Source organism: Streptomyces vilmorinianum (assembly GCF_005517195.1).
Lineage (GTDB): Bacteria > Actinomycetota > Actinomycetes > Streptomycetales > Streptomycetaceae > Streptomyces > Streptomyces vilmorinianum.
In genome coordinates this window covers 438,321-461,303 of sequence record NZ_CP040244.1, presented here as the reverse complement: position 1 = coordinate 461,303, position 22,983 = coordinate 438,321, and the positions used below count along the sequence as shown (strand labels likewise).

Sequence of the window (22,983 nt, the reverse complement as noted above, 5' to 3'; positions counted from 1 at the left end):
TCCCCTGCCGCCGCCGGTCAGCAGCTTCTCACGAGTGCCTCACCCGAGGAGGCCGGCCGGGTGCCGCGCAGCGCTACGGGAGCAGGATCAACTTGCCCCGGGCGTGGCCCGATTCGCTCAGTTCCTGGGCCCTTGGGGCCTCCTTCAGGGGGAGGGTCTCCGCCAGGCGGATCGAGAGGCGGCCCTGTGTCATGAGGGTGGTCTGGGTGGTCAGCGAGGCGCGCACCACGTCGGGGGGCGCGGTGGCGCCCGTGAAGGTGATGCCGTGGGTCGCCGCGTCCGTCGCCGCGATCGTGACGATGCGGTCCGTGCGGCCCGCCATCAGCTCGATCGACACCGGCAGCGTGTCGTGGCCCGCCGCGTCGAAGACCGCGTCCACGCCCGCCGGCGCCGCCGACCGGACGCGGTCCGCAAGGCCGTCGCCGTACGTCAGCGGGATCGCGCCCAGGTCGCGCAGGTACGCGTGGTTGGACTCCGAGGCCGTGCCGATCACCGTGGCGCCCGCCGCGACCGCCAGCTGGACGGCGACCGAGCCGACCGCGCCCGCCGCGCCGTGCAGGAGCAGGGTCTCGCCCTCCTTCAGGTCCAGCAGGGCGAGGACACGGGCGGCCGTCTCGCCGGCCACCGGGAGGCTCGCCGCCTGTTCCCAGGACAGGGCGGCCGGCTTGGGGACGAACACCTCGGCCAGGGCGTACTCGGCGTACGCGCCCGTCGTCGTCCAGCCGAGCACCTCGTCGCCGACCTCGACACCGGTCACGTCCGGACCCAGCGCGTCCACCGTCCCGGCGAACTCCAGGCCGGGCACGGCCGGGAACGTCGTCGGGTAGAACTCCTCCACCCAGCCGTAACGGCGCTTGTGGTCCACCGGGTTGACGCCGACCGCCGCCACCTTCACCCGGACCTCGCCGCGGCCCGGCTCGGGGACGGCCACCCCCGTCTGGTGGCGCAGCACGCCCGGGCCGCCGAACTCCTCGTACACGATCGCTTCCATCGCATCCTCCTCAGGTCGGCCTCCAGCTTCCGGCGACGGCCCCGCCCCTCCGGCCAGTCGAACGGCCGGTCCCGCCTGGCCGAAAGACCAGCCTGCTCCTCAAGTCCCCTGGCTACGCTGCCTCGTATGGACGCGACCACCCTGACCACCGCGTACGAGATCATCCGGCAGCCGCTCGGCCAGATCCTGCCCCGGCTCTCGCAGGCCCTGGCGCCGCTCGTCCCGCACCGGACCGCCGCCGAACTCTCCACGCACTGCGCCCACTCCCCCTTCAAGGCGGTCGGCGACACCGACCTCCTCACCGCCGCCGAGCTCACCCCGCTGCTGGCCTCCGGCACCCCCGGCAGCCCCTGGCAGGGCAGGGCGACGGTCGGCGGCGCCGAGCGCGAGGTCCTCGCCGTCACCAGCGACGCCACCGCGCGCCGGTCGGTCCTCGTGCTCGTACGGGAGGACGGCGCCGTGGCCGTGCCAGGCGAGGTCCTCGGGGTCGTCCAGGCCCTGTGGGACCTGGTGACCAGCCACTTCGACCGGTTCGCGGTGGAGGCGCTGCCCGGCGCCCTGGCCCGTTCGCGCTCGGCCGCCGACACGCGCGCGCGGGTGATCGCCGAGCTGACGACGGCCCACGCGGCGGCGCTCTCCGGGATCCTCGGGGTGCTGCGCAGCCGGGCCGTGGACGACGGGGCGGCCCGGGTGACCGCCACCGATCTGGCCGTCAACGCGCTGATCGAGATGCGGGCGGAGGCGAAGCGGGACCGCGAGGTCGCCGAGGAACCGGCCCGTGAGGCGTTCGACCGGCTCGCGGACGGGCTGCGGACGATGATGCGGCACAGCCCCGTACAGCTCGAACTCGGCCCGCCGGACACCCCGCGCTCGCTCGCGGCGGACGTGGCGCACGGCGCGCGGGCGATCGTCCGGGCGCTACTGCTCGTGGTCCTGGAACAGGACTCGGTGCGCCGGGTCCACGTCGGCTGGCAGGTCACGGAGCACGAGCTGCGGGCGGCGGTACGGGACGACGGCGCGGGCGCCCTGGACGCGTGCCCCCTGGGCGCGGGCAGCGTCACCGACCGCCTGGAGGTCCTGGGCGGGCGCCTGGAGATGGACGCGGTCCCCGGCTGGGGGACGACGATCACGGCCGTGATCCCGCTGTCCGCGCCGGACGCTCCGGTCGCGGCCGTGGACCCGCTCACCGGGCTGGGCGGCCGCGAACTGGAGGTCCTGACCCACCTGGCGCTCGGCCACCGCAACCGGCAGATCGCGCAGGAGCTCCACATCAGCGAGTCCACGGTGAAGTTCCACGTCGCCAACATCCTGACGAAGCTGGGGGTGGGCTCCAGGGGCGAGGCCGCCGCGCTGTTCCACGCGGCGGCGTAGCGGCGCGCCGCTGTCAGTGGCGAGTGCCAGACTCGCACCCATGAGCGAGAGGTGGGCGCTGGCCGGCGAGCCGGAGGGTGGCGGGGCGTGGCTGGCCCCCCTCCGGTCCGACGGGCTGCCCGCCGGGGACGTGCGGTACGAGCCGGACCTGGTGGAGGCGGTCCGTTCCCGGCCGGGTGTCGCCCGCTGGGTGTGGCGGTCCACCGCCGAGGTCTATCCGCGCCTCCTCGCCGCCAGGGTGCGCGTCGAGCGGTGCTACGACATCGAGGACGCCGAGCAGCTGCTCCTCGGCCACGAGGGACGGCTCGGGGAGCCCCGGTCCGCGGCGGCCGCCCTCGCGCGGCTGCGGAACGCACCCGTGCCGCCCGACCCGCCGCAGCGCGCGGCCGAGCCCGGCTCCCAGGACTCGCTGTTCGAGCCGGTGCCGACGTCCGGCGTGCCCTTCGAGGGTCTCCTGGAGGTGTACGCCGAGCAGCAGCGCCGCCACGACCGCGCCGAGCACCCGGGGCGGATGCGGCTGCTCACGGCCGCCGAGTCCGCCGGCATGCTCGTCGCCGCCGAGATGCACCGGGCCGGGCTCCCCTGGCGGGCCGACGTGCACCGGGAGCTGCTTCACGAGCTGCTGGGCGAGCGGTATGCGGGCGGGGGCGAGCCGCGCAGGCTGGCCGAGCTCGCCGACGAGGTCTCCGCCGCCTTCGGGCGGCGCGTCCGGCCCGACCTGCCGGCCGACGTGGTGAAGGCCTTCGCCCAGGCGGGGATCCGGGTGAAGTCCACCCGCCGCTGGGAGCTGGAGGAGCTCGACCACCCGGCGGTGAAGCCGCTCGTCGCGTACAAGAAGCTGTACCGGATCTGGACCGCCCACGGCTGGTCGTGGCTCCAGGACTGGGTGCGCGGGGGCCGCTTCCGCCCCGAGTACCTGCCCGGGGGCACGGTCAGCGGCCGCTGGACCACGAACGGCGGCGGCGCGCTGCAGATCCCCAAGGTCATACGGCAGGCGGTCGTCGCCGACCCGGGCTGGCGGCTCGTCGTGGCCGACGCCGACCAGATGGAGCCCCGGGTCCTGGCCGCGATCTCCCGCGACCCCGGCCTGATGGAGGTCGCCGGACACCCCGACGACCTCTACACCCGGCTGTCGGACCGCGCGTTCTCGGGCGACCGCGACCACGCCAAGCTCGCGCTGCTCGGAGCGATCTACGGGCAGACCAGCGGGGACGGCCTGAAGAACCTGGCCGCGCTGCGCCGCCGCTTCCCGCGGGCGGTGGCCTATGTCGACGACGCGGCGAAGGCCGGCGAGGAGGGCCGGCTCGTCCGGACCTGGCTCGGCCGGACCAGCCCGCGGGCGGTCGGCGCGGGGGACGACGAGGAGGCGGGCCTTCCGCAGGAGGGTGGCGAGCCTCCTGCCGGCGCGCAGGAGGGCGAGTTCACGCCCGGATACGCGTCCAGCAACGCGCGGGCGCGCGGGCGCTTCACCCGTAACTTCGTCGTCCAGGGCAGCGCCGCGGACTGGGCGCTGCTGATGCTCGCCGCGCTGCGCCGCGCCACCGCGGGGATGCGGGCCGAGCTGGTCTTCTTCCAGCACGACGAGGTGATCGTGCACTGCCCTGCCGAGGAGGCGGAGGCGGTCACGGAGGCGATCCGCGCGGCCGGGGACGAGGCGGGACGGATCACGTTCGGCCCGACGCCGGTGCGTTTTCCGTTCACGACGGCGACGGTGGAGCGGTACGCGGACGCGAAGTGACGGGGAGCGGGCGGGGCCGGGTCTGGGGGCGGGCGCGGCAGTGGGCCGGCCTTCGTCGGGGCCGGCCCACCTGGTGCTCCCGCGGTCGCTACTTCTCCGCGAACGTCGCCCACCTCGCGCTGAGCGCGATCGACTTGAGCTGCTCCATCGTCAGCGCCGGCTCGGCGCGCGTCGCGTCGTCGTGCTGGGCGCCCGTGTTGAACGCGGAGACCACGACCCGGAAGCCGTCCTTGGTGAGGGTGTCGGCCGTCCACCAGACCACGCCCTCGCCGCCCTTCTCGCCGGGCTGCTGGGTGGTCTTCACGAGACGTCCGTCCGGCAGCTTGGTGGAGCCGCTGCGGAAGAGCTCGTCGGCCACGTCGCCCATGCGGTTCTGCACGTTGATCTGGACGAGGCTCTTGCCCTTGCCGTCGTTCACGACCACGTACGCGAACTCGCCGTCACCGCCCTTGGAGACCACCGTCAGGCCCTTGGGGAGCAGCGAGCGGAGGGTCGCCTGGACGGAGGCGCCGTTGGGCTCCGGCGGCGGTGCGGTGTCGCCGCCCGGCTTGGCCTGCACGGGCTCGGGCACCGGCAGCCGCTTGAGCAACGGACGCCATCCTTCGGCCGTGACCAGGCTCTTCAGCTGGGCGGCGGTGAAGGGCGGGTTCGTACGGGAGATCTCGGCGCCCTTCTCGGCGGGTGCGTTGTACTCGCTCGCGTCGATCAGGAAGCCGTCCTTGGTGAGCAGGACCGCCCGCCAGTTCTTGGTCTCCACGCGCTTGTCCGGGTACTCGTACCCCTGGAAGATCATCAGGCGGTCGCCGCCCGGCAGGTTCTCGGTCGTGCAGGCGTCGTGCGGGGTGAAGGTCTGGTCCGGGCACGTCACCTGGCCCTCGCCGGCCTCCTTGCCCTCGCCCGCCCGGTTGAGGCCGACGGAGACGCCCGCCGCGCCCTTGCCGTCGTCGTAGACGCCCGTGACGAACTGGCCCATGTCGTTCTCGTCGGCGATGGTCCACTGCCCGGCGGGGGTGTTCGCCTTGAGAACGGCCGCCATGTCCTTGACCGGGATCTGGGCCCGGGGCGCCACCTTGTCGGTCGTTACGGGCGTGTCCTTGGCACTGTGCCCCTGGCCGTCGCCGCCCGGCTTCGGCGCCGCGACCGACGAGCCCTTGGCCTCGCCCGAGCCGAGCAGGTCCCCGCCGTACAGCCCGCCGACGCCGACCACCGCGAACGCCAGCACGCTGCTGGTCACCGCGGCGGCGCGGCGGCGCTTCAGGCGGCGCCGGCCGCGGGTCAGCCCGCCGGCGACCAGGCCGCGGCTGTCGTCCGCGGCGAAACCGTCGCCGGTACGGCGCAGGGCCGCACCGAGCTCCTCCTCGAATCCTTCGTGTCCCTCGTGCAGAGGCATGCCGAATCACCGTCTCCGGTCCGTGTGTCAAAGAAAGGTTTCTGAAGGTCAGCGGGGTGCGAACTCGACGATGCTGCCGCCGAGCCGTTCCCGGAGCTTGCCGAGCGCCCGCACCGACCGGGTGCGGACCGCCGCGGAGCTCACGTGCATCGCGTCGGCGGTCTCCTCGACGCTGCGGTCCTCCCAGTACCGCAGCACGATGACGGCCCGGTCCTTGGGCGCCAGCGCGGCCAGCGCGTCGAGCAGGGCGATCCGCAGCGCCGGGTCGTCGCCGGTGGCCGGGGCGCGGTCGGGCAGCTCCCCGAGCGGGCGCTCGGTCGCGGAGGCCCGCCGCCGGTGGCTGAGGAACGTACGCACCAGGACGGTCTGCGCGTACGCGGCCGGGTTGCCGATCCGCTGGACGCGCCCCCACAGCGCGTACATCCGGCCCAGCGTCTCCTGCACCAGGTCCTCGGCGAGATGGGTGTCGCCGCTGGTCAGCAGGCATGCCGACCGGAACAGATGCCCTGTTCTCGCGGAGGCGAACTCCTGGAACTCGTCCGCGCGGGACTTCCTCATGCCCCTCCCTTCCCTCGCGGCGTGGTCGCCGTACACCTCATTGACGCGATGGGGGCGGGGAAATGTTTCACACGAGTTCGGGGCGGTTGAAATGTCCCATCCTGCTCAGGAATGGGTACTCCTGGGATATGAACACTTTCCTCGTGGAATCCCCGCAGCTCACCACGGCGGCCGGTGTCTGGCAGTCCGGGTTGGCCCAGGTGCTCGGCGGTCTGATCGTCGTCGCCGTGCTGATCGGCGCGGTCTGGCTCGGGTTCAGGATCAGGGACAAGGAAAGTCCGACGCCCAAGCCCGAGGAGCAGCCGCACCGGCCGGAGACGGACGAGCTGCCCGGCGAGATGTCCGAGTACCGCAGGCCCGCCGAGATGCCCCGCACCGACGGTGAGCACCGGCTCATGCCGTACCAGCTGAAGGACGGCGGCACGTCGGGCACCGAGACCTCGCCCGACCCGCCGAGCGAGGAGAAGCGCAAGTGGGGCGGGATCTCCAGCGGCGGCTTCGGCAGTGGTGGACCGGGGCACGGCGACTGACGGCTCCGGTTCACGCATCCGCCGCCGCATCCGCCTCCACCGGATCGGGGTGTTTTCGGAGGACACTCCGATGACAGTGGAGCCATGCCTCACGGAGGTTGCGAGCGGTGGTGGATCACGCGGTGGATCATGAGTTCCTGGCCGGCCGTTTCGAGGAACACAGGCCTCGGCTGAGGGCGGTCGCCTACCGGATGCTCGGCTCCTCGGGCGAGGCCGACGAGGCGGTACGGGAGGCGTGGGGGCGGCTGAGCCGTGCCGGCGCGGGTGGCGGCGCCGGGGAGATCGATGATCTCGGCGGCCGGCTGACGACGGCCGTCGCGCGCGTCTGTCTGAACACGCTGCGTGCGCGCGAGGCGCGGCGCGAGGACCCGTGGGACCCGTGGGACCCGTGGGGCGCGGGCGAGCCGGGCAAGGCGGGTGAGCCGGGTGAGCCGGGTGAGCCGGGTGCCGACGACCCCGAGCAGCGGGCGCTCCTGGCCGTCCTGGACACGCTGACGCCGGCCGAGCGGCTGGCATTCGTGCTGCACGACCTGTTCGACGTGCCGGTCGAGGAGATCGCGCCGATCGTGGAACGCACGCCGGCCGCCACCCGGCAGCTGGCCGCCCGTGCCAGGCGGCGCGTGCAGGGCACGGAGGAGATGCCGGAGCCGGACCTGCCGCGCCAGCGGGAGGTGGTGACGGCGTTCCTGGCCGCCACGCAGAGCGACGACGTCGAGGGGCTGCTCGCGCTGCTCGACCCGGACGTGGTGCTGCGGGCGGACACGGAGGCGCTCCGCACCGGCACGACGACGGCCCACGGCGCCCGGGCGGTGGCGGAGGCGGTTGCCGAGAGCCTCACCGAACGCGTCCGCGAAGCCCGGGTCGCCCTGGTGGACGGGGCGGCGGGCCTGGTGTGGGCGCCGGACGGCAAACCGAGGTCGGTGATCGGCTTCACCGTCATCGACGGCCGCATCACGGCCGTCGACATCCTGATGGACCCGAGCCACCTCAGCCGACTGGACGTGGAACTGCCGCAGGAGTGAGGTCCCCAGACGGGCCGCCGGTCAGGCGGGGTCGTCAGGGGTCGCCCGGGGCCTGGCGGAACGGCCGGGGGTCGTCGTGAGGTGGCCCCCGTTGCCTGCCGCAGGGTGGATCACCCAGCGGGCCAGCACCTCCTGCGGGTGTCCTTCCGCCATGTCGTCGAGGAACCGCAGGACCTGGGCGTCGCCGCGTACGACGCCGACCATGCGGCAGCCGCGGGTGATGACGACCGTGCCGTTGGCCCGGTGCTCGTATCCGAAGTGCCGTGCGGGCTTCATCCCTTGGCTCCGATCGTTTCCTTGCGGTCGGTCGCGGACTGATCCGGTACGGGCGCCACGCGCGTCACGTCCTCCCCCACGCCGAGCAGACGCAGCAGAGGGCCGGCCATCGCCGTCGTCACGAGGGCCATCACAACCATGCCGGTGAACAACTCGGGCCCGATCAGGCCCATCTGACGGCCGATCCCCAGGATCACGATCTCGGTGAGACCGCGGGTGTTCATCAGCGTCCCGAACGCCCCGGCGTCCCGCCAGCTCATCCCCGAGAGCCGCGCCGGGATCGCCGCGCCGGCGAACTTGCCGGCCACCGCCGCCACCAGGACGACCAGCAGGGCGAACAGCCCATCCCGGCCGAGGCCGCCGATGTCGACGGAGAGACCGGTGATGACGAAGAAGACGGGCAGCAGCAGGGAGGACGCCTTCTCCAGCGGGACGGCGACCTGCCGGTGCAGCTCCGGCCCCGCCGCGCGCGGCATGACCAGGCCGAAGGCGAAGGCCCCGAAGATGGCGTGGATGCCGATCCAGGAGGTGGCGTACGAGGAGAGCAGCACCCCGGACACGATCAGGACCAGCCGTACGCCGGTCTCCTGCCGCCCCCCGGCGGCGGAGCGCAGCGCCCGGTGCAGCAGGGGCCGTACGACGAACAGCATGCCCGCCGCGTAGGCGACGGTCAGGGCGATCACCGTGAAGAACCCGCCCGTCCCGGCCCCCTTCCCGGCCCCCGCGCCCGCCAGCGCCACCACCAGGACCAGGACGCACCAGGCGACCACGTCCCCCGCCGCCGCGCAGGCCATCGCCGTCGAGCCGACCCGGGTGTGACCGAGCCGCCGGTCCCGGATGATCCGGGCCAGGACGGGGAACGCGGTGATCGAGAAGGCCGTCGCCATGTAGAGCACGAACATGTCGGCGCCGACCCCGTCGGGGGCCGTCGAGCGGTACAGCAGCGCCGCCGCCCCCGCACCCACCGCGAACGGCACCGCCATGGCCAGGAAGGCCGTCGAGCCCACCGACCGGGTCCGGCCGCGCAGCGCCCGCAGGTCCAGCTCCCAGCCCGCCGAAAACATGAAGAGCGCGAGGCCCAGTTGGGCGAGTGCCGACAGGCCGGGCCTGGCCTCGGGCGGGAAGATCAGCGCGGGCAGGTCGCCCGGCAGCAGCCCGAGCAGACTGGGGCCGAGCATCAGACCGGCCGCGATCTCGGCGACCACCGGCGGCTGGTGCAGCCGCCGGCCCAGTCTCACCATCACGGCGCCGACGACGAGGACGACCGCGACGTCGGCGAGGACGATCGCGTCCAGCGGCACACCTTCGGAGGCTGCCATCGTGTCCCAGCCCCTAGATCAGGACGCGGCCGGCGGCGGTGTCCCGGGTCTCCCGGGACTTGCGCAGATCGCGCGTGATGATCGCCTTCTGCAGCCACCGGTCGGTGCCGTCGTACCGGGCGGTGAACGCCTTGCGGCCATGCACGGCCAGGTAGTTGTCGACGACGAGCAGGGTCCCGGCCTCGACCACCACGTCGTGGGTCGCCGCCTCCAGCTCCCGTACGAGCTCCTTGAGTGCCTGCTCGGCCGCGGAGTCGCCCTCCACACAGCGCATGAAGAAGGGGTCGATCCGCAGATACGGCGAGTCGGGCGCGCCGAACAGGACGGCCACGGGCTCCGGGGTCTCGCGCATGGCCCGCATCCGCAGCAGGCCCGGGTGGTCGGGCTGCTGGGCGGCGAGCTGCCGCAGGTGTTCGTCGTCCGGAAGAATGTAGAACCGCGGTTCGCCGAGGATCTTGCGCGTTTCCGCACTCAGAGTCACATCGCGTATGGACGCGACCGTCGTCGGCACCCGGTCGTGGTTCCGTATTCCGAAGAGGGCGAGATAGTCACAGCGATAAGGGTGAAAGCCGTCCTCGGTGTGCCATTCGAGCAGGACGTCACTGCCGTGACCGCTCTGCTCGTTCTCCTCGCCGGCGATCGGCAGCACATTCTGGATCATTCTTCCGGATTGCAGCGTCGGCCAGCTGAACACCTCCCCGAGGCACTTGCCGATCAGGGAAAGGAAGAGTTCCTCACGCCGCGTACGCAGGGAGGCGGCGGCCTCCGCCCAGTTCCGCGGGGTCGGTCCCACGGCGGTGTCGTCGACCGTGAATCCCCTGATCTTGAACGCCGCGGCCGGGTCGTCGCGCCGGAACTCCGCGAGGAACTTGCGCAGCCCGGCCGGCAGCCGGGAGGCGAGGTCCCAGGCCTCGTCGTGGAAGAGCGGGTCGCCCGGGTCGTAGCCCGCGTCCTTCAGCCCGGCGATCAGCGCGTCCAGCTCGGCGACCTCGTCGGTGGACAAGTCGTAGTGGAGTACGCCCTGGTCAATGGTCACGGATTCGCCCTCTCTGGCGTTGGGGTGTGGGGGCCGCGGAGGGTCAGTCCCAGCCCCAGCTGTCGCCGTCGTCGTTGGTCGTGGCGCCGACGGTGGTGGTGACGGCCGTGTCGGCCTGCGCGGCGGGGGCCGCAAGGACCGCCATCGTCACGGCCGCGGCGCACGAGATCAGGTAGCCGAAAGCCTTGCTTCGCATTCGCGTCCCATTTCGTCGAAGTGGCGTGAGGGAATTACCCATTTCCGCAGGTGGGCCGGTGAACCGCCTTTGTTTTCCAGGCGCTTCACCGGCTGCCGCTGAGTAATCTGCCAGCGCTCGAACGGGCGCTACAAGAACTTCGCATGGCACCAAGGTGCAGTGGCTGCAAGTGGCCACGCCCCGCGGTCGGGGGCGGTGGCCGGGCCACCGTCAGAACGCCTTGCGGTGTTTCCCGCCGCGCTTGCGTTCGTACATCTCACGGCCGGCGGCCTCCCGGCGCCGCCACTCCCGGCCCAGTTCGGCCCGTAGCCGCGCGTCGGTGCGCGAGGCGATCCAGGCGGCTTCCCTGAGCAGCTTGCGGTAGCTCTCGAACCGGCGGTGCGAGAGCGTGCCGTCCTCGACGGCCGCGAGGACCGCGCAGCCCGGCTCGGCGTGGTGTTCGCAGTCGTGGAAACGGCAGTGCGTGGCCAGTTCCTCGATCTCCGCGAAGACCTGGGAGAGCCCTTCGTCGGCCTCCCACAGGCCCACCCCGCGCAGCCCGGGGGTGTCGATCAGCAGCCCGCCTCCCGGCAGGAGCAGCAGATCGCGGGTGGTGGTGGTGTGCCGCCCCTTGCCGTCGCTGCCCCGGACCGGTCCCGACTCCTGCTCCTCGACGCCCAACAGGGCGTTGAGGAGAGTGGACTTGCCCACGCCCGACTGTCCCAGGAGCGCGGAGGTACGGCCGGCCAGCTCGGCGGCGAGCGCGTCGAGGCCCTCGCCGCTGACCGCGCTGACGGGGAACACCGCGGCTCCCGGGCCGGCCCGCTCGACGTCGGTGACGAGATGGGTGATGTCGGGGACCAGGTCCGTCTTGGTCAGGGCGACGACCGGCTGGGCGCCGCTGGACCAGGCCAGGGAGAGGAAACGCTCCAGGCGGCCCAGGTCGAGCTCGACGGCCAGCGAGACGGCGATGACGGCGAGGTCGATGTTGGCGGCGAGGACCTGGCCCTCGGAGCGGGCGGAGGAGGTCGAGCGGGTGAAGCGGGTGCGGCGCGGCAGCAGGGCGCGTACGACGGGTCCGCTCGCGGGCGTGGTGTCCACGGCGGCCCAGTCGCCCGTACAGGGGGCGTCCCGGGGGTCCGCGGAGAGGACGGGCTCGGTGTCGGCCCGTAACGTACGCGTACGAGTTCCGGTACCGGCGCTGGCGCTGGCACCGGCACCGGCACCGGCACCGGCGCCGGTCGTCGTTCCGCCGTCCGCGACGACGAGTTCGCAGCGGCCGCGGTCCACCCGGACGATACGGCCGGGCACGAGACCCGCCCCCTCGTACGGGGCGAACGCGTCCGCCCAGTCGGAGTCCCAGCCATAGGCCATGAGCGTCATCGGCTTCCCCTCGGTCGTGCCGGTCGGGGGCCATTGTCGGCACCGGGGCCCGCGCGCACGGACCGGCTCACCGTCGTCGCCGTGAGCAGCAGCCCGTCCCTGACCAGAAATCCCCCCTCGAAGCCGGTCAGCCTGACGCCGTCGACCAGCGGTCCCTCGACGAGCAGCCGGGCCGTGAACGTCTCCGTACGCGGCCGGAAGGTGACCGTGGCCTCCGTGAAGTCCAGCCAGCGGCCGGTCAGCGGGGACCAGGCCTTGAACACGCTCTCCTTGGCGCTGAACAGCGCCCGGTCCCAGTGGACATCGGGCCGCAGCCGCGCCAGCTCGGCCAGGTGCGCCCGCTCCTGAGCGCCGGTGACCATGTGCAGGACGCCGTCGTGCTCCAGCGGGCCGTGCGGTTCGGCGTCGAAGCCGAGGGACGCCAGGTCGGTCGCCCGCGCCACGGCGGCGGCGCGGTAGCCGGTGCAGTGCGTGATGCTGCCGACGACACCGTCCGGCCACACGGGCGCGCGGTCGGCGTCGTACGGGATGGCCACCGGCGGGACGCCGAGCCGCCCGAGCGCACGCCGCGCGCACGCCCGCGCGGTGGTGAACTCCCGGCGCCGCGCGGGCACGGCGTGGGCGAGGAGATGCTCCTCCCCGGGGAAGGGCACGGGTGGCCCCGCCGGATCGCCGAACGCCTCCGCGGTCGTGACCGGCCGCGGCAGCAGTTCCTCGATCATCTCCCCCGCTACCCCGCCTTCTTCATCGCGCCGTCCCCGGCCTCCCACCAGGGGATGTGCCGGTCGATCGGCTCGATCGGCATGACGGACTTGAACATGTCGTTCTCGACGTTGGCGAGAGGGGCGTCGTACGGCCTGCCCACCGCCGTGAACGCCCGGTGGATGCGCTCCCTGCGCCTGTCGATCGCCTCCGCGTTCCGCTCGAAGGTGGAGGCCGGCTGGAGCAGGAAGTACGTGTGCGGGCTGCCGTGGTTGTGGCGCGGGGAGTGCTCGGGATAGCAGGGCGCGAAGGAGACGACGAAGAAGCGCTCGCCCTCGATCATCGCGTACCAGGTCTCGTCCGGCCGGGGAGAGTCCTGGATGTAGACGCCCGGGTACAGCGCGCAGAGCGTCTCGAAGAACCGCTTCGTCAGCCGTGTCAGGGAGTCCAGGCTCGCGCCGAGGGTCTCGTCCTCGAAGGTGATCACCATGCCGTCGAGCTCGTCCGCCCGGGCCGTACGGAAGAAGTCCGCGATGGCGGTGCGGTGTTCGCGCAGCTCCCGCTCGACGTCGGCCGACGCGACGGTGAGCGGCGGGCCCATCTTCGAGGTCCTGGCGAACGGGCAGAGGGTCTTCTGGACGATCTGGTCGAAGCTCATGGTCACCTCACGGATTCACTTTCTGCGCGTCGGTACCGACGGCGGTGGTGGTGGCGGGTGCGGGGGCGCGGCAGCCGAGGACGTAGAACCACCAGCCGGCGATCACCAGGGCGATCAGCGCGGCGAACATGGCGGTGGGCGAGGCGTGCACGAGCAGGAAGCCGCAGATCACCGGCCCGATGGCCACGCCGATGTGGACGAGGTTCTGGGCGCCGAAGTAGCTGCCGCGCAGGTTCTCGGGGGCGATGTTGTCGATGAACATGTACTCGGCGGGCACGACGATCACCTCGCCGAGGGTGAAGACGACGATCGCGGCGACGATGATCCAGGCCTCGGTGGACAGGGCCATGCCGATCAGTCCGAGGACGAACGCCCCCGTGCCCCAGGTCAGCCAGCGCAGCAGCGTCTTCTCCTTGAGCCTGCTGCCGATCACGTACTGGGTGGAGATGACGACGATCGCGTTGGCGGCGGAGATGTAGGCGACGAGCTGGTAGGCGGTGTCGCGGGACTCGACCGTGACCAGGTACTGCGACATGTAGGTGAGCAGCGGGCCGTAGACGACGATGCTGAGGATGCCGCCGAGGGTGAAGAGCCCGAGCCGCCGGTCGGCCCGCATGACCCGCAGTACCTCGCGGAAGTTCATCGACTCGGAGTCGTCCTGCGCGGCCTCGGCCTTCTCCTGGGCCTCCTTCTCCTGCGCGGTGGCGGCCCCGGTGAAGAGCCGGCGGAAGACCAGCAGCGGCAGCAGCGCGGCGAAGATGACGGCGGCGGAGAGCACGAACGGACCGCCCTGGCCGGCCTTGACCGTCCAGACGCCGAGGAACGGGCCGACGGCGGCGCCGATGTTCTGCAGCGAGTAGCGCAGCGAGAACACCTTGGCCCGGTTCTCCGAGGGCAGCAGGTCGGCGAGGAGCGCGTTGGCGGTGACGCTCATCGACGAGGAGGCGATGTTGGCGACGAGCAGGACGCCGATGACCAGGACGGGCGAGCCGATCAGCGGCAGCCCGCCGTACAGGACCGTGAGCACGACGTCCAGGGCGATCATGAAGTGGACCTTCACGAACCGGTCGGCGAGATAGCCGCCGTAGACGCTCACGACCGTGCCGACGATCAGGCAGCCGCCGAGCACATAGCCGATGGTCGCGCCGTTCATGTCGAGCGCGTCGTGCAGATAGATGGGCAGATAGGCCAGGATCGCGAAGAAGCTGACCGCGCGCGCCATCGCGCACAGCAGCAGGATCCGTACGGGGATGGGCAGTTCGCGGATCAACCGGAAGAAGCTCTTCATGCCGAGCCCTCCGCGGCGATCGCCTCGATGATCTCGATGAGGGATTCCTTGATGGTGTCGATCCGCCGCTGGTCGAACAGATCGGGGTGGTAGCCGAAGAGGATCTCCAGCCGGTCTCCGGGCAGGACGGTGATGCCCAGCGGATAGTGCGAGACGCCCTTGGCGCCCTCCGTCCGCTCGGTCGCCCTCAGCTCGCCGGTCCCGGCGGCCGGGTCCTCCTGGTCGGGGTAGTTCTGGAAGACGTAGTACGAGTCGAACAGCTCGCCCGCGCCCGCCAGGCGCTGGATCTCGGTCAGCCCGAGATGGCGGTGCGGGAACACCTCCAGCTGGGCGGACTGCACCCGGCGCAGGGTCGCCGCGAGCGGTTCGCCGGGCTCCGTCCGCACCCGTAGGGGCACGGTGTTGATGAGCAGGCCGACGACGGACTCGATGCCGTCGATCTCGGCCGGCCGCTCCGAGACGGTGGTGCCGAACACGACGTCTGCGCTGCCGGTGAGGCGCCCCAGCTGGAGTCCCCAGGCGGTCTGCAGCGCCGTGTTCAGGGTGATGCCGAGGCGGGCGGCGGCCCGCTCCAGGTCCCGGGTCAGGCCGGCCGGCAGGACGGCGGAGGCGGTGCGCGGCAGGACGTGCGGGGAGAGCCCCGGGCGCCCGATCCTGGTCGGCCCGCCGACGCCGGTCAGGTACGCCCGCCAGGCCTCGGCCGCCTCCTCCCTGTCCTGCTCGGCCAGCCAGGCCAGATAGTCCCGGAACGGGACGACGGGCGCCGGTTCCCGGCCCGCGTACAGGTCGAACAGGTCGCGCCAGACGACCGGCATGGACCAGCCGTCGAGCAGGATGTGGTGTTCCGCGACGAGCAGTTCGTGGCGGGTCTCGGAGAACCGCAGCAGCGAGAAGCGGAGCATCGGGCCGGTCGCCAGGTCGAAGCGGAGCGCCGCGTCCTCCGCGGCGATCCGCTCACGCTCCGCGGCCTGCTCCTCGGGACCGAGACCGGACAGGTCGTGGGTCCGCCACGGCACGTCGACGGAGTCCCGCACGATCTGGACGGGTGTCTCCAGGCCCCGGACCGCGAAGCACGCCCGCAGGTTGTCGTGGCGCATGAGCAGGCCCTGCGCGGCCCGCCGCAGCCGCTCCGCGTCCAGCGGCCCGGCCAGGTCGAAGACCGTCTGTCCCTGGTACGGGTCGGCGTCGGTCTCCGGGTCGGCGGCGCTGACGTGCAGCAGCAGGCCCTGCTGGAGCGGGGCGAGCGGCAGGACGTCCGTGAGGCCCGGGTAGGTCCGTTCGAGCTCGGTGAGCGTGGACTGCTTGAGGCTGAGCAGGCGTACGTCGGAAGGGGTGAGCCCGCCGAGCTCCGGGTGGCCGGTCAGGGCGGCGAGCCCGGCCAGGGTCTGGATCCACCGGTCGGCGAGCGCCGTGATGTCGTCCTCGTCGAAGAGGGCCGTGTCCCAGCGCCACACCGTCTCCGCCTTGCTCCCGTTCTGCCGCCGTACGTCGACCAGCAGCGGGTACGCCTGCTCCGGGGCCTCGGCGGTGTCGTGGCGGAAGCAGACCTGTGAGGGCGCGTACGCCGCCAGCTGCCGCCCCGCGTCGCCGCCGCCCTGCCGCAGTTCGCGGTAGTTGCGGCCCTCGGCCGGCAGGGACCGGATCTGCTCCTTCACCCGCTTGAGCGCGCGGGCCAGGCCGCGCGGGTCGGCGAGGCTCTTGTCCAGGTTCGCGAGGCCCGGTGTGAGCCGGACCGGCACCGGGTATCCGTCCGATCCCGCGGTCGCCAGGTCGACGCGGAGCGCGGACCGGTCGGACGGGATCCGCCGCCCGCGCCACTCGATGAGCGCCGGGGCGAGCGCGGCGAGCGCGATGTGCTCGGGACCGGCGTGGAACATCCGGGGCAGCGCGGTGAGCAGCGCCTCCGCGAGCTCCGCGGGCACCGGACGGACCAGCTCGGCGTGGACGCCGCCGGGTTCGCCGGGTTCGCCGGGTTCGCCGGGTTCGCCGTACGAGGGGTCGGGGGTCTCCAGCGTCTTCAGCCAGTGCGGCAGTTCGCCGGCGGCCACGACCGCGGGGTCGAGCGTCTCGGCCTGCTGGGCGGCGCGGACGATCAGCGCCTCGACGGTCTGGTACTGGAAGACGTCCCGAGGGGTGATCACGAAGCCCTCGGCGCGGGCGCGGCTGACCAGCTGGATCGAGCGGATGGAGTCGCCGCCGAGGTCGAAGAACTGGTCGTCGACGCCGACGGTGTCGAGACCGAGGACCTCGGCGAAGAGCCGGGCGAGGGTGATCTCCCGCTCGGTGCGCGGCGGGCGTACGGCACGGGAGGTGAAGTCCGGGGCCGGGAGCTGCCGGGTGTCGAGCTTTCCGTTCGGGGTGAGCGGCAGCCTGTCGAGCAGGACGACGGCCGCGGGCACCATGTGCTCGGGGAGGTGGCGGGCGGCGTGCCGGCGCAGTTCGAGCGCGAGCTTGCGGCCGTGGTCCTCGGCGCGCGGGTCGTTGCCGTGCTCGTACAGGGACTGTCCGGGCGCGGCCTTGTGCAGGAACAGGTCGGTCAGGAGCGGGTGCTCGGCCGCCGGGTCGCCCGCGTCGACGAGGAGGACGTCGAAGAGGTCGCCCTCCGAGGCGTCGGTCCAGGTCGCCCTGGCGCGGTAGCCGAGCTGTTCGGCCAGCGTGTGCACCGCCTCCGGGTCGACGCCCGGGCGTTCGCGGGCATCGAGCCCGAGGTCGCGTATCCGGGCCGCCGACTCCGTACGGACACGGTGGGCGGCCTCGATCTCGGCGGCGACGCGGTGGTTGGGGATGCCGGTGACGCGCAGCATCGCAGGGCGCTGCGCCTCCAGCCGGTCCCGCAGGGCGTCCAGGCCTCCCGATTCCTGCCAGATGAGCTCGGGCGCCTCCCGTACGGAGCGCAGCTCGGCGCCCCGCTTGTGGAGGACGACCTCGTAGCGGAAGTCCGTCAGCTCGTTGCGGTGGTGGCCGCGCTTGAGCTGGATGTCGACGCCCGCGACGTCCGTGATCTCCTCGCCGATCCGGCTGAAGAACGCGGGGTCGAGGAGGAGCTCGCTCTCCAGCTCCACGGTGTGGGCCACCAGGTCCCGGACGGCCGCGACAGGTTCGTCGGCGTGCGCGCCGCCGTGCAGGGCGGTCGCGGTGAGGAAGGGGTGCAGCAGCCGCAGATGGCGGATGTCGCCGAGGAAGATCCGGCCGCCGGGCTCCAGGAGCTCCATGGCCTGCTTCAGGACGTCGATCAGGTAGTGGACGCTCGGGAAGTACTGGGCGACCGAGTTGATGACGACGGTGTCGAAGCGCCGGCCCGCCAGGTCCCCGATCTCGTGCGCGGCGAGGCTGCGCAGCAGCACCCGGTCGCGCAGCTCCGACTCCTCGACGCGGGCGCCGAGCGTCTGGATCAGGGAGGGCGAGAAGTCGACGCCCGTGTACGTGTCGACGTGCGGGGCGACCTGCCACAGGATCAGGCCGGAGCCGACGCCGACCTCCAGGACGTGGCGCGGGCGCAGGTCGAGGATGCGGCCGACGGTCGCGGCCTGCCACTCGCGCATCTCCTCCAGCGGGATCGGCTGGTTGTCGTAGCTGCTGTTCCAGCCGGTGAAGTCCTGCTCGACGCCCAGGTCCTCCTGTTCGCTGTAGCCCTGCTCGTGGATCTCCTGCCACTTGTCGACGTGCTCGATGTCGTCGGCGAGGTCACGGGCGGCCGCGTCGCCGGCCTTGGGTACGACATAGCCGACGAGCTGCTTGTGGTCGGCGGTGTCCTCGCGGACGACGACGACGGACTGGGCGACGCCCTCGTGAGTGTCGAGCACGGCCTCGATCTCGCCGAGCTCGATCCGCATGCCGCGGATCTTGACCTGGTCGTCGGCGCGGCCGACGAAGTCGACGACCCCCTCGCCGCCGGGCAGTGTGCGCCACTTCGCGAGGTCGCCGGTGCGGTACATCCGGGTACCGGGCGGGCCGTACGGGCAGGCGACGAACCGTTCGGCGGTCAGACCGGGGCGGCCCAGATAGCCGCGGGCGAGGCCGTGGCCGGCGATGTACAGCTCGCCGGTGACGCCCGGGGCGACGGGCCGCAGCGCGGCGTCCAGGACGTAGACCCGGGTGTTGTGCAGGGGGCGGCCCACGGGCACCGAGTCGGCCTCGAACGCGGGGCCGGCGCTGCCGCACTCCCAGTACAGGGTGTCGACGGTCGCCTCGGTCGGCCCGTACGCGTTGATCATCGTGCGGCCCCGCGACCAGGTCGCGGCGAGTCCGGGCGGGCAGGCCTCGCCGGCCACCATCAGGTTCCGCACGCCGGCGAGCGCGTCCTCGGCCATGGAGCCGAGGATCGTCGGCGAGAAGGTGATGTGGGTGGGCCGGTGGCGGGCGGTCAGCGCGCGCTGGCGGTCCGGGGAGAGCAGCTCCTCGGGCGAGGTGAGGACGACGGCCGCGCCGGAGAGCAGGGTGCAGCACATCTCGCAGAACGTCGGATCGAAGTTGATCGAGGAGAACTGCAGGAAGCGGGAGTTCTCGTCGAGGCCGTACCGTTCGATGTAGCTGCGGGCCAGGTTGGGGATGCCGCGGTGGGTGACGGCGACACCCTTGGGCCGGCCGGTCGAGCCCGAGGTGTAGATGACGTACGCCAGGTCCTCGGGCCGCAGCGGGGCGAGCCGTTCGGCGTCGGTCGGGGCGTGGTCGGGCATCGCCGCCAGCTCGGCCCGCGCGTCCGGGTCGTCGACGTCGAGGCGGAGGACGCCGTGGGCCTCGGCGGGCAGCTTCGCGAGCACGTCGCCCGTGGTGAGCAGCACCTTGAGGCGGGTGTCCTCGACCATGAACGCGAGCCGCTCGGGCGGGTAGTCGGGGTCGAGCGGCAGATACACCCCGCCGGCCTTCAGGATGCCCAGGAGGCCCGCGAGGAGCTCGGGAGAGCGGCGCAGCGAGAGGCCCACGACGTCGTCGCGGCCGACGCCGCGCGCGATGAGCCAGTGGGCGATCCGGTTGGCGCGCCGGTCGAGTTCGGCGTAGCTCAGCTCGGTGTCCTCGTGGACGAGGGCGAGCCCGTCGGGGGTGCGGGCGACCTGCGCCTCGAAGAGGGCGGGGAAGCAGTCGCCGGGCAGGTCGAGGGCGGTCGCGTTCCAGGTGTCGAGGAGCGACGTGCGCTCGGGCCCGTCGAGGAGGTCGACGGAGTCCAGCGGGCGGGCGGGGTCGGCGACGACCGCGTCGAGGATCCGCAGCAGATAGCGGGCGAACCGTTCGACGGTCTCCCGGTCGAAGAGGTCGGTCGCGTACTCGATCTCGCCGCGCAGCCCGTCGGGCGCGCCGTGCTCGTCGAAGCGCTCGGTGAGCTCGATCGTCAGGTCGAACTTCGCGGTGTGCGTGGGCACGGTCTCGTGCGCGGCCGCGAGCCCGTCGAGCCGCCACTCGGGTTCGACGTTGTTCTGCAGCACCAGCATCACCTGGAACAGCGGGTGGTGGCTGGTGGTGCGGGCCGGGTTGAGGACCTCGACCAGGTACTCGAAGGGCAGGTCCTGGTGCTCGTACGCGGCGAGGTTCGAGGCGTTGACGCGGGCGAGCAGCTCGGTGAAGGCCGGGTTGCCCGAGGTGTCGGTGCGCAGCACGAGCGTGTTCACGAAGAAGCCGACGAGCTCGTCGAGCGCGCTGTCGGCGCGGCCGGCGAGGGGGGAGCCGAGCGGGATGTCGGTGCCCGCGCCGAGCTTGGTGAGCAGGGTCGCGGTGGCGGCCTGGAGCACCATGAAGAGGCTGGCCCGCTCCCGCTGGGCGAGGGACTGCAGCCGCTCGGTGAGCGCGGCGCCGACGTCGAAGCGGACGACGTCGCCGCGGAAGCCGGCGAGCGCCGGGCGCGGCCGGTCGGTGGGCAGGTCGAGCAGCTCGGGGGCGCCGGCGAGCCGCTCGCGCCAGTAGCCGAGCTGCCGGGACATCGGGGAGTCCGGGTCGTCCGTGGAGCCGAGCAGCTCGCGCTGCCACAGCGTGTAGTCCACGTACTGCACGCCGAGTTCGGCCGTCTCCGGTGCGGTGGCGGCGCGGTGGGCGTTGTAGGCCTCGCAGAGGTCCTTCACGAGCGGGGCGAGGGACCAGCCGTCGCTGGCGATGTGGTGGATGCACAGCAGCAGGACATGGTCCCGGGGGCCGGTACGGAAGAGGTCGACGCGGGTCGGGATCTCGGCGGCCAGGTCGAAGAGGTACCCGGCGGCCCGGTCGACCGCGGCCTGGAGCGCCTCCGCCCGCAGGTCGTGGACGGTCACCTCGACGCGCGCCTCGGCGGCGGGCACCACGATCTGCTCGGCGCCGTGCGGGCCCTCGGCGAAGTACGTCCGCAGGCTCTCGTGGCGGGCGAGCAGATGGTCCACGGCGGCGCGCAGCGCGGCCGGGTCGAGTTCGCCGGTGAGCCGTACGGCGATGGGCAGGTTGTAGGTGGTGCTCGGGCCTTCGAGGCGGTGCAGGAACCACAGGCGCTGCTGCGCGTACGAGACGGGGATGTGCTCCCCGCGTGCCATGACCCGGGGCGCGGGCCGGGCGGGGGCGCCCTCGTCGAGGCGGAGCGCGAGCGCGGCGGGGGTGCGGTCCTCGAAGACCGTACGGATGGGGAGTTCGACGGCAAGCGTGGCGCGGACCCGGGCCAGGAGGCGGGTGGCGAGCAGCGAGTTCCCGCCGAGGTCGAAGAAGCTGTCGTCGGCGCCGACCCGCTCGACCCGCAGGACCTCGCGGAAGAGCTCCACCAGGGCCCGCTCGCGCTCGCCCTCCGGTGCGCGGTACGGGGTGGAGTGCGCGAACTCCAGGGGCGGCAGCGCCGCGCGGTCGACCTTGCCCGCCGGGGTCAGCGGGAAGCGGTCGAGGACGGCGATGCCGGCCGGGACCATGTGGTCGGGCAGCCACGCGGTGAGCGCGGCACGCAGTGCGGCGGGCTCGGGGGCCTGACCGGGGGCGTGACCGGGGGTGGGCACGACATAGCCGGCGAGCCGCGTGAGGCCGTCGTCGTCGGCGCGGACGACGACCCGGGCCTGGGCGACCTCGGGCAGCCGGCGCAAGGCCTCCTCGATCTCGCCGAGTTCGATGCGGTAGCCGCGGATCTTGACCTGCTCGTCGACGCGGCCCAGGAAGTCCAGGGTGCCGTCGGGGCGGCGGCGCACGACGTCGCCGGTGCGGTACATGCGGGCGCCGGGCGGGCCGAAGGGGCAGGCGACGAACCGCTCGGCGGTCAGCGCGGCCCGGCCGTGGTAGCCGCGGGCCAGGCCGTCGCCGGAGAGGTACAGCTCGCCGGACTCGCCGGCCGGCACGGGCTCCAGGCGCTCGTCGAGGACGTGGGCGCCGGTGTTCCACATCGGGGTGCCGATGGAGACGGGCTCGCCCGCGCGCACCGGGGCCACCAGGGACCAGATGGTCGTCTCGGTGGGGCCGTACAGGTTCCACACCTCGGCGTGGCCGTCCGCGGAGAGGAAGTCGGCCAGGTCCTGCGGCAGCGCCTCGCCGCCGCACAGCACGCGTGTCCCGGCGGCCAGTTCGGCCGGGGTCCAGCCGGCCTCGCGCAGCAGCTGCCACAGGGCGGGCGTGCCCTGGATCAGGGTGGGGCGGGCCCCGGCGAGATGGCGGCGCAGCGCGGCGCCGTCGACGGTCGTGGCGCGCGGCACGAGGTGCAGCGTGGCCCCGTTGACCAGCGGGAGGTAGAGCTCCAGGCCCGCGATGTCGAAGGAGACCGGGGTCGTGGAGAGCACGACGTCACCCGCGTGCACCTGGTGGTGCGCGGACATGAACGCGAGGAAGTTCGCCAGCGAGCGGTGGGTGACGACGACGCCCTTGGGGCGGCCCGTCGAACCGGAGGTGTAGATCGTGTACGCGGCCTGGTCCGGGCCGGTGAACCGGCCGGCCGGGTTCGGGGCGTGGGCGTCCGGGGCGGACCCGGTGCCCTCCTCGCCGGCGTACAGCGTGGCGGCGTCGACGGGTCCGAGCCCCGCCTCCACCTCGGGGGTGGTGATCAGCGCGCGGGGGCGGGCGTCGGCCGTCATGTAGGCGAGGCGCTCGGCCGGATAGCCGGGGTCGAGCGGCAGATAGCGCGCACCGGACTTGAGTGTGCCGAGGAGGGCGGCCACCAGCTCGGGCGAGGACGGCAGGGCGACGGCGACGGTGTCCCCGGGTCCGACGCCCCGGGCGATCAGCCACCGCGCGATCCGGTTCGCCCGCTCGTTCAGCTCCCCGTACGAGAGTGTGGCGTCGCCCCACCGTACGGCGACGGCTCCGGGGGCCCGGCCGGCCTGTTCCTCGAACCGGGCGACGAGACCGGAGGTCCAGGTCCCGATGTCCTCGGCGTTCTCGAGCTGTGCGGTCATGAGCGGGGGTCCTGTCCCTGAGAACCGGCGGGGGCGAGCGCCGTCCAGTGCTCCTCGACGTAGCCGAGGCAGGCGGCCCGGACGTCGGGGCCGAAGGCGGTGTCCCAGCCGTCGGGGACGGGGACGAAGTCCGGCCACAGCGAGTGCTCGCCGGCCGCGTTGGTCAGGACGCGGTAGACGCCCGACTCGTTCTCGAAGGGGTTGGTGCCCTGCTGGTCCCTGCCGTTCACG

The 22,983-nt window shown here is 72.9% G+C and carries 17 protein-coding genes; 4 read left to right on the top strand and 13 right to left on the bottom strand.

The features are described 5' to 3' along the window. Nucleotides 1-73: 73 nt before the first annotated feature. Nucleotides 74-991 carry an NADP-dependent oxidoreductase gene (locus FDM97_RS02275; RefSeq protein WP_137988590.1) on the bottom strand — a complete coding sequence of 306 codons (918 nt, stop codon included), beginning with the start codon at nt 989-991 and terminating at the stop codon, nt 74-76. A gap of 126 nt (nt 992-1,117) precedes the next feature. Between FDM97_RS02275 and FDM97_RS36800 the strand changes: the two genes are divergently transcribed. Both FDM97_RS36800 and FDM97_RS02265 read left to right on the top strand, forming a co-directional pair. Beyond that, entirely contained in the window at nt 1,118-2,362 is a 1,245-nt protein-coding gene (locus FDM97_RS36800) for a helix-turn-helix transcriptional regulator (RefSeq protein WP_137988589.1), read from the top strand. Nucleotides 2,363-2,402: 40 nt separating this feature from the next. Then, nucleotides 2,403-4,100 (top strand): bifunctional 3'-5' exonuclease/DNA polymerase, encoded by a 1,698-nt coding sequence (locus FDM97_RS02265; RefSeq protein ID WP_137988588.1) that lies wholly within the window; start codon nt 2,403-2,405, stop codon nt 4,098-4,100. A gap of 88 nt (nt 4,101-4,188) precedes the next feature. Here FDM97_RS02265 and FDM97_RS02260 read toward each other — a convergent pair whose 3' ends face one another. Together FDM97_RS02260 and FDM97_RS02255 are read right to left on the bottom strand one after the other, a co-directional pair. After that, nucleotides 4,189-5,490, bottom strand: coding sequence for a hypothetical protein (locus tag FDM97_RS02260; protein WP_137988587.1), 1,302 nt, complete (start codon nt 5,488-5,490; stop codon nt 4,189-4,191). Between the two features lie 48 nt (nt 5,491-5,538). Further along, a complete protein-coding gene (locus FDM97_RS02255) occupies nt 5,539-6,048 on the bottom strand; it encodes a SigE family RNA polymerase sigma factor (RefSeq protein ID WP_137988586.1) in 510 nt (169 codons plus the stop codon). A gap of 128 nt (nt 6,049-6,176) precedes the next feature. On the opposite strand from FDM97_RS02255, the gene FDM97_RS02250 reads away from it, so the two are divergent. Further along, the gene (locus FDM97_RS02250; protein ID WP_137988585.1) at nt 6,177-6,578 is read left to right on the top strand and encodes a DUF6479 family protein; all 402 of its coding nucleotides are present in this window, start codon (nt 6,177-6,179) and stop codon (nt 6,576-6,578) included. Nucleotides 6,579-6,700: 122 nt separating this feature from the next. After that, nucleotides 6,701-7,600 (top strand): sigma factor-like helix-turn-helix DNA-binding protein, encoded by a 900-nt coding sequence (locus tag FDM97_RS02245; protein WP_254705468.1) that lies wholly within the window; start codon nt 6,701-6,703, stop codon nt 7,598-7,600. Nucleotides 7,601-7,621: 21 nt separating this feature from the next. On the opposite strand, the gene FDM97_RS02240 is transcribed toward FDM97_RS02245, so the two are convergent. The 10 genes from FDM97_RS02240 to FDM97_RS02200 form a co-directional block, all read right to left on the bottom strand. Next, nucleotides 7,622-7,876: a hypothetical protein gene (locus FDM97_RS02240; RefSeq protein ID WP_137988584.1), complete on the bottom strand. Its 255-nt coding sequence runs from the start codon at nt 7,874-7,876 to the stop codon at nt 7,622-7,624. Then, nucleotides 7,873-9,195, bottom strand: a complete 1,323-nt coding sequence (locus FDM97_RS02235; RefSeq protein WP_137988583.1) for a cation:proton antiporter — start codon at nt 9,193-9,195, stop codon at nt 7,873-7,875. Before FDM97_RS02235 ends, FDM97_RS02240 begins: the two co-directional genes overlap by 4 nt. 13 nt (nt 9,196-9,208) lie before the next feature. Next, nucleotides 9,209-10,231 carry a guanitoxin biosynthesis L-enduracididine beta-hydroxylase GntD gene (gene gntD / locus FDM97_RS02230; protein ID WP_137988582.1) on the bottom strand — a complete coding sequence of 341 codons (1,023 nt, stop codon included), beginning with the start codon at nt 10,229-10,231 and terminating at the stop codon, nt 9,209-9,211. 43 nt (nt 10,232-10,274) lie between these two features. Further along, a complete protein-coding gene (locus tag FDM97_RS35660; protein WP_175439015.1) occupies nt 10,275-10,427 on the bottom strand; it encodes a hypothetical protein in 153 nt (50 codons plus the stop codon). 210 nt (nt 10,428-10,637) lie between these two features. After that, nucleotides 10,638-11,789 (bottom strand): ribosome small subunit-dependent GTPase A, encoded by a 1,152-nt coding sequence (rsgA, locus tag FDM97_RS02225; protein WP_137988581.1) that lies wholly within the window; start codon nt 11,787-11,789, stop codon nt 10,638-10,640. After that, nucleotides 11,786-12,511: a 4'-phosphopantetheinyl transferase family protein gene (locus FDM97_RS02220; protein ID WP_137988580.1), complete on the bottom strand. Its 726-nt coding sequence runs from the start codon at nt 12,509-12,511 to the stop codon at nt 11,786-11,788. Before FDM97_RS02220 ends, rsgA begins: the two co-directional genes overlap by 4 nt. An 8-nt stretch (nt 12,512-12,519) precedes the next feature. Then, nucleotides 12,520-13,149 carry a YqcI/YcgG family protein gene (locus tag FDM97_RS02215; protein ID WP_137988579.1) on the bottom strand — a complete coding sequence of 210 codons (630 nt, stop codon included), beginning with the start codon at nt 13,147-13,149 and terminating at the stop codon, nt 12,520-12,522. A gap of 7 nt (nt 13,150-13,156) precedes the next feature. Next, the gene (locus tag FDM97_RS02210) at nt 13,157-14,437 is read right to left on the bottom strand and encodes an MFS transporter (protein ID WP_137988578.1); all 1,281 of its coding nucleotides are present in this window, start codon (nt 14,435-14,437) and stop codon (nt 13,157-13,159) included. Continuing rightward, nucleotides 14,434-22,752 carry a non-ribosomal peptide synthetase gene (locus tag FDM97_RS02205; RefSeq protein ID WP_137988577.1) on the bottom strand — a complete coding sequence of 2,773 codons (8,319 nt, stop codon included), beginning with the start codon at nt 22,750-22,752 and terminating at the stop codon, nt 14,434-14,436. Before FDM97_RS02205 ends, FDM97_RS02210 begins: the two co-directional genes overlap by 4 nt. Next, nucleotides 22,749-22,982 (bottom strand): MbtH family protein, encoded by a 234-nt coding sequence (locus FDM97_RS02200; protein ID WP_137988576.1) that lies wholly within the window; start codon nt 22,980-22,982, stop codon nt 22,749-22,751. Before FDM97_RS02200 ends, FDM97_RS02205 begins: the two co-directional genes overlap by 4 nt. Between the last annotated feature and the right edge of the window lies 1 nt (nt 22,983).

Excerpts from the sequence above, each read along its gene's own strand:
- FDM97_RS36800 (WP_137988589.1), top strand. The coding sequence starts at position 1,118 with ATGGACGCGACCACCCTGACCACCGCGTACGAGATCATCCGGCAGCCG.
- FDM97_RS02240 (WP_137988584.1), bottom strand. The coding sequence starts at position 7,876 with ATGAAGCCCGCACGGCACTTCGGATACGAGCACCGGGCCAACGGCACG.
- FDM97_RS02235 (WP_137988583.1), bottom strand. The coding sequence starts at position 9,195 with ATGGCAGCCTCCGAAGGTGTGCCGCTGGACGCGATCGTCCTCGCCGAC.
- FDM97_RS02215 (WP_137988579.1), bottom strand. The coding sequence starts at position 13,149 with ATGAGCTTCGACCAGATCGTCCAGAAGACCCTCTGCCCGTTCGCCAGG.
- FDM97_RS02210 (WP_137988578.1), bottom strand. The coding sequence starts at position 14,437 with ATGAAGAGCTTCTTCCGGTTGATCCGCGAACTGCCCATCCCCGTACGG.
- FDM97_RS02205 (WP_137988577.1), bottom strand. The coding sequence starts at position 22,752 with ATGACCGCACAGCTCGAGAACGCCGAGGACATCGGGACCTGGACCTCC.
- FDM97_RS02275 (WP_137988590.1), bottom strand. The coding sequence starts at position 991 with ATGGAAGCGATCGTGTACGAGGAGTTCGGCGGCCCGGGCGTGCTGCGC.
- FDM97_RS02265 (WP_137988588.1), top strand. The coding sequence starts at position 2,403 with ATGAGCGAGAGGTGGGCGCTGGCCGGCGAGCCGGAGGGTGGCGGGGCG.
- FDM97_RS02250 (WP_137988585.1), top strand. The coding sequence starts at position 6,177 with ATGAACACTTTCCTCGTGGAATCCCCGCAGCTCACCACGGCGGCCGGT.
- FDM97_RS02220 (WP_137988580.1), bottom strand. The coding sequence starts at position 12,511 with ATGATCGAGGAACTGCTGCCGCGGCCGGTCACGACCGCGGAGGCGTTC.
- rsgA (WP_137988581.1), bottom strand. The coding sequence starts at position 11,789 with ATGACGCTCATGGCCTATGGCTGGGACTCCGACTGGGCGGACGCGTTC.
- FDM97_RS35660 (WP_175439015.1), bottom strand. The coding sequence starts at position 10,427 with ATGCGAAGCAAGGCTTTCGGCTACCTGATCTCGTGCGCCGCGGCCGTG.
- FDM97_RS02255 (WP_137988586.1), bottom strand. The coding sequence starts at position 6,048 with ATGAGGAAGTCCCGCGCGGACGAGTTCCAGGAGTTCGCCTCCGCGAGA.
- FDM97_RS02260 (WP_137988587.1), bottom strand. The coding sequence starts at position 5,490 with ATGCCTCTGCACGAGGGACACGAAGGATTCGAGGAGGAGCTCGGTGCG.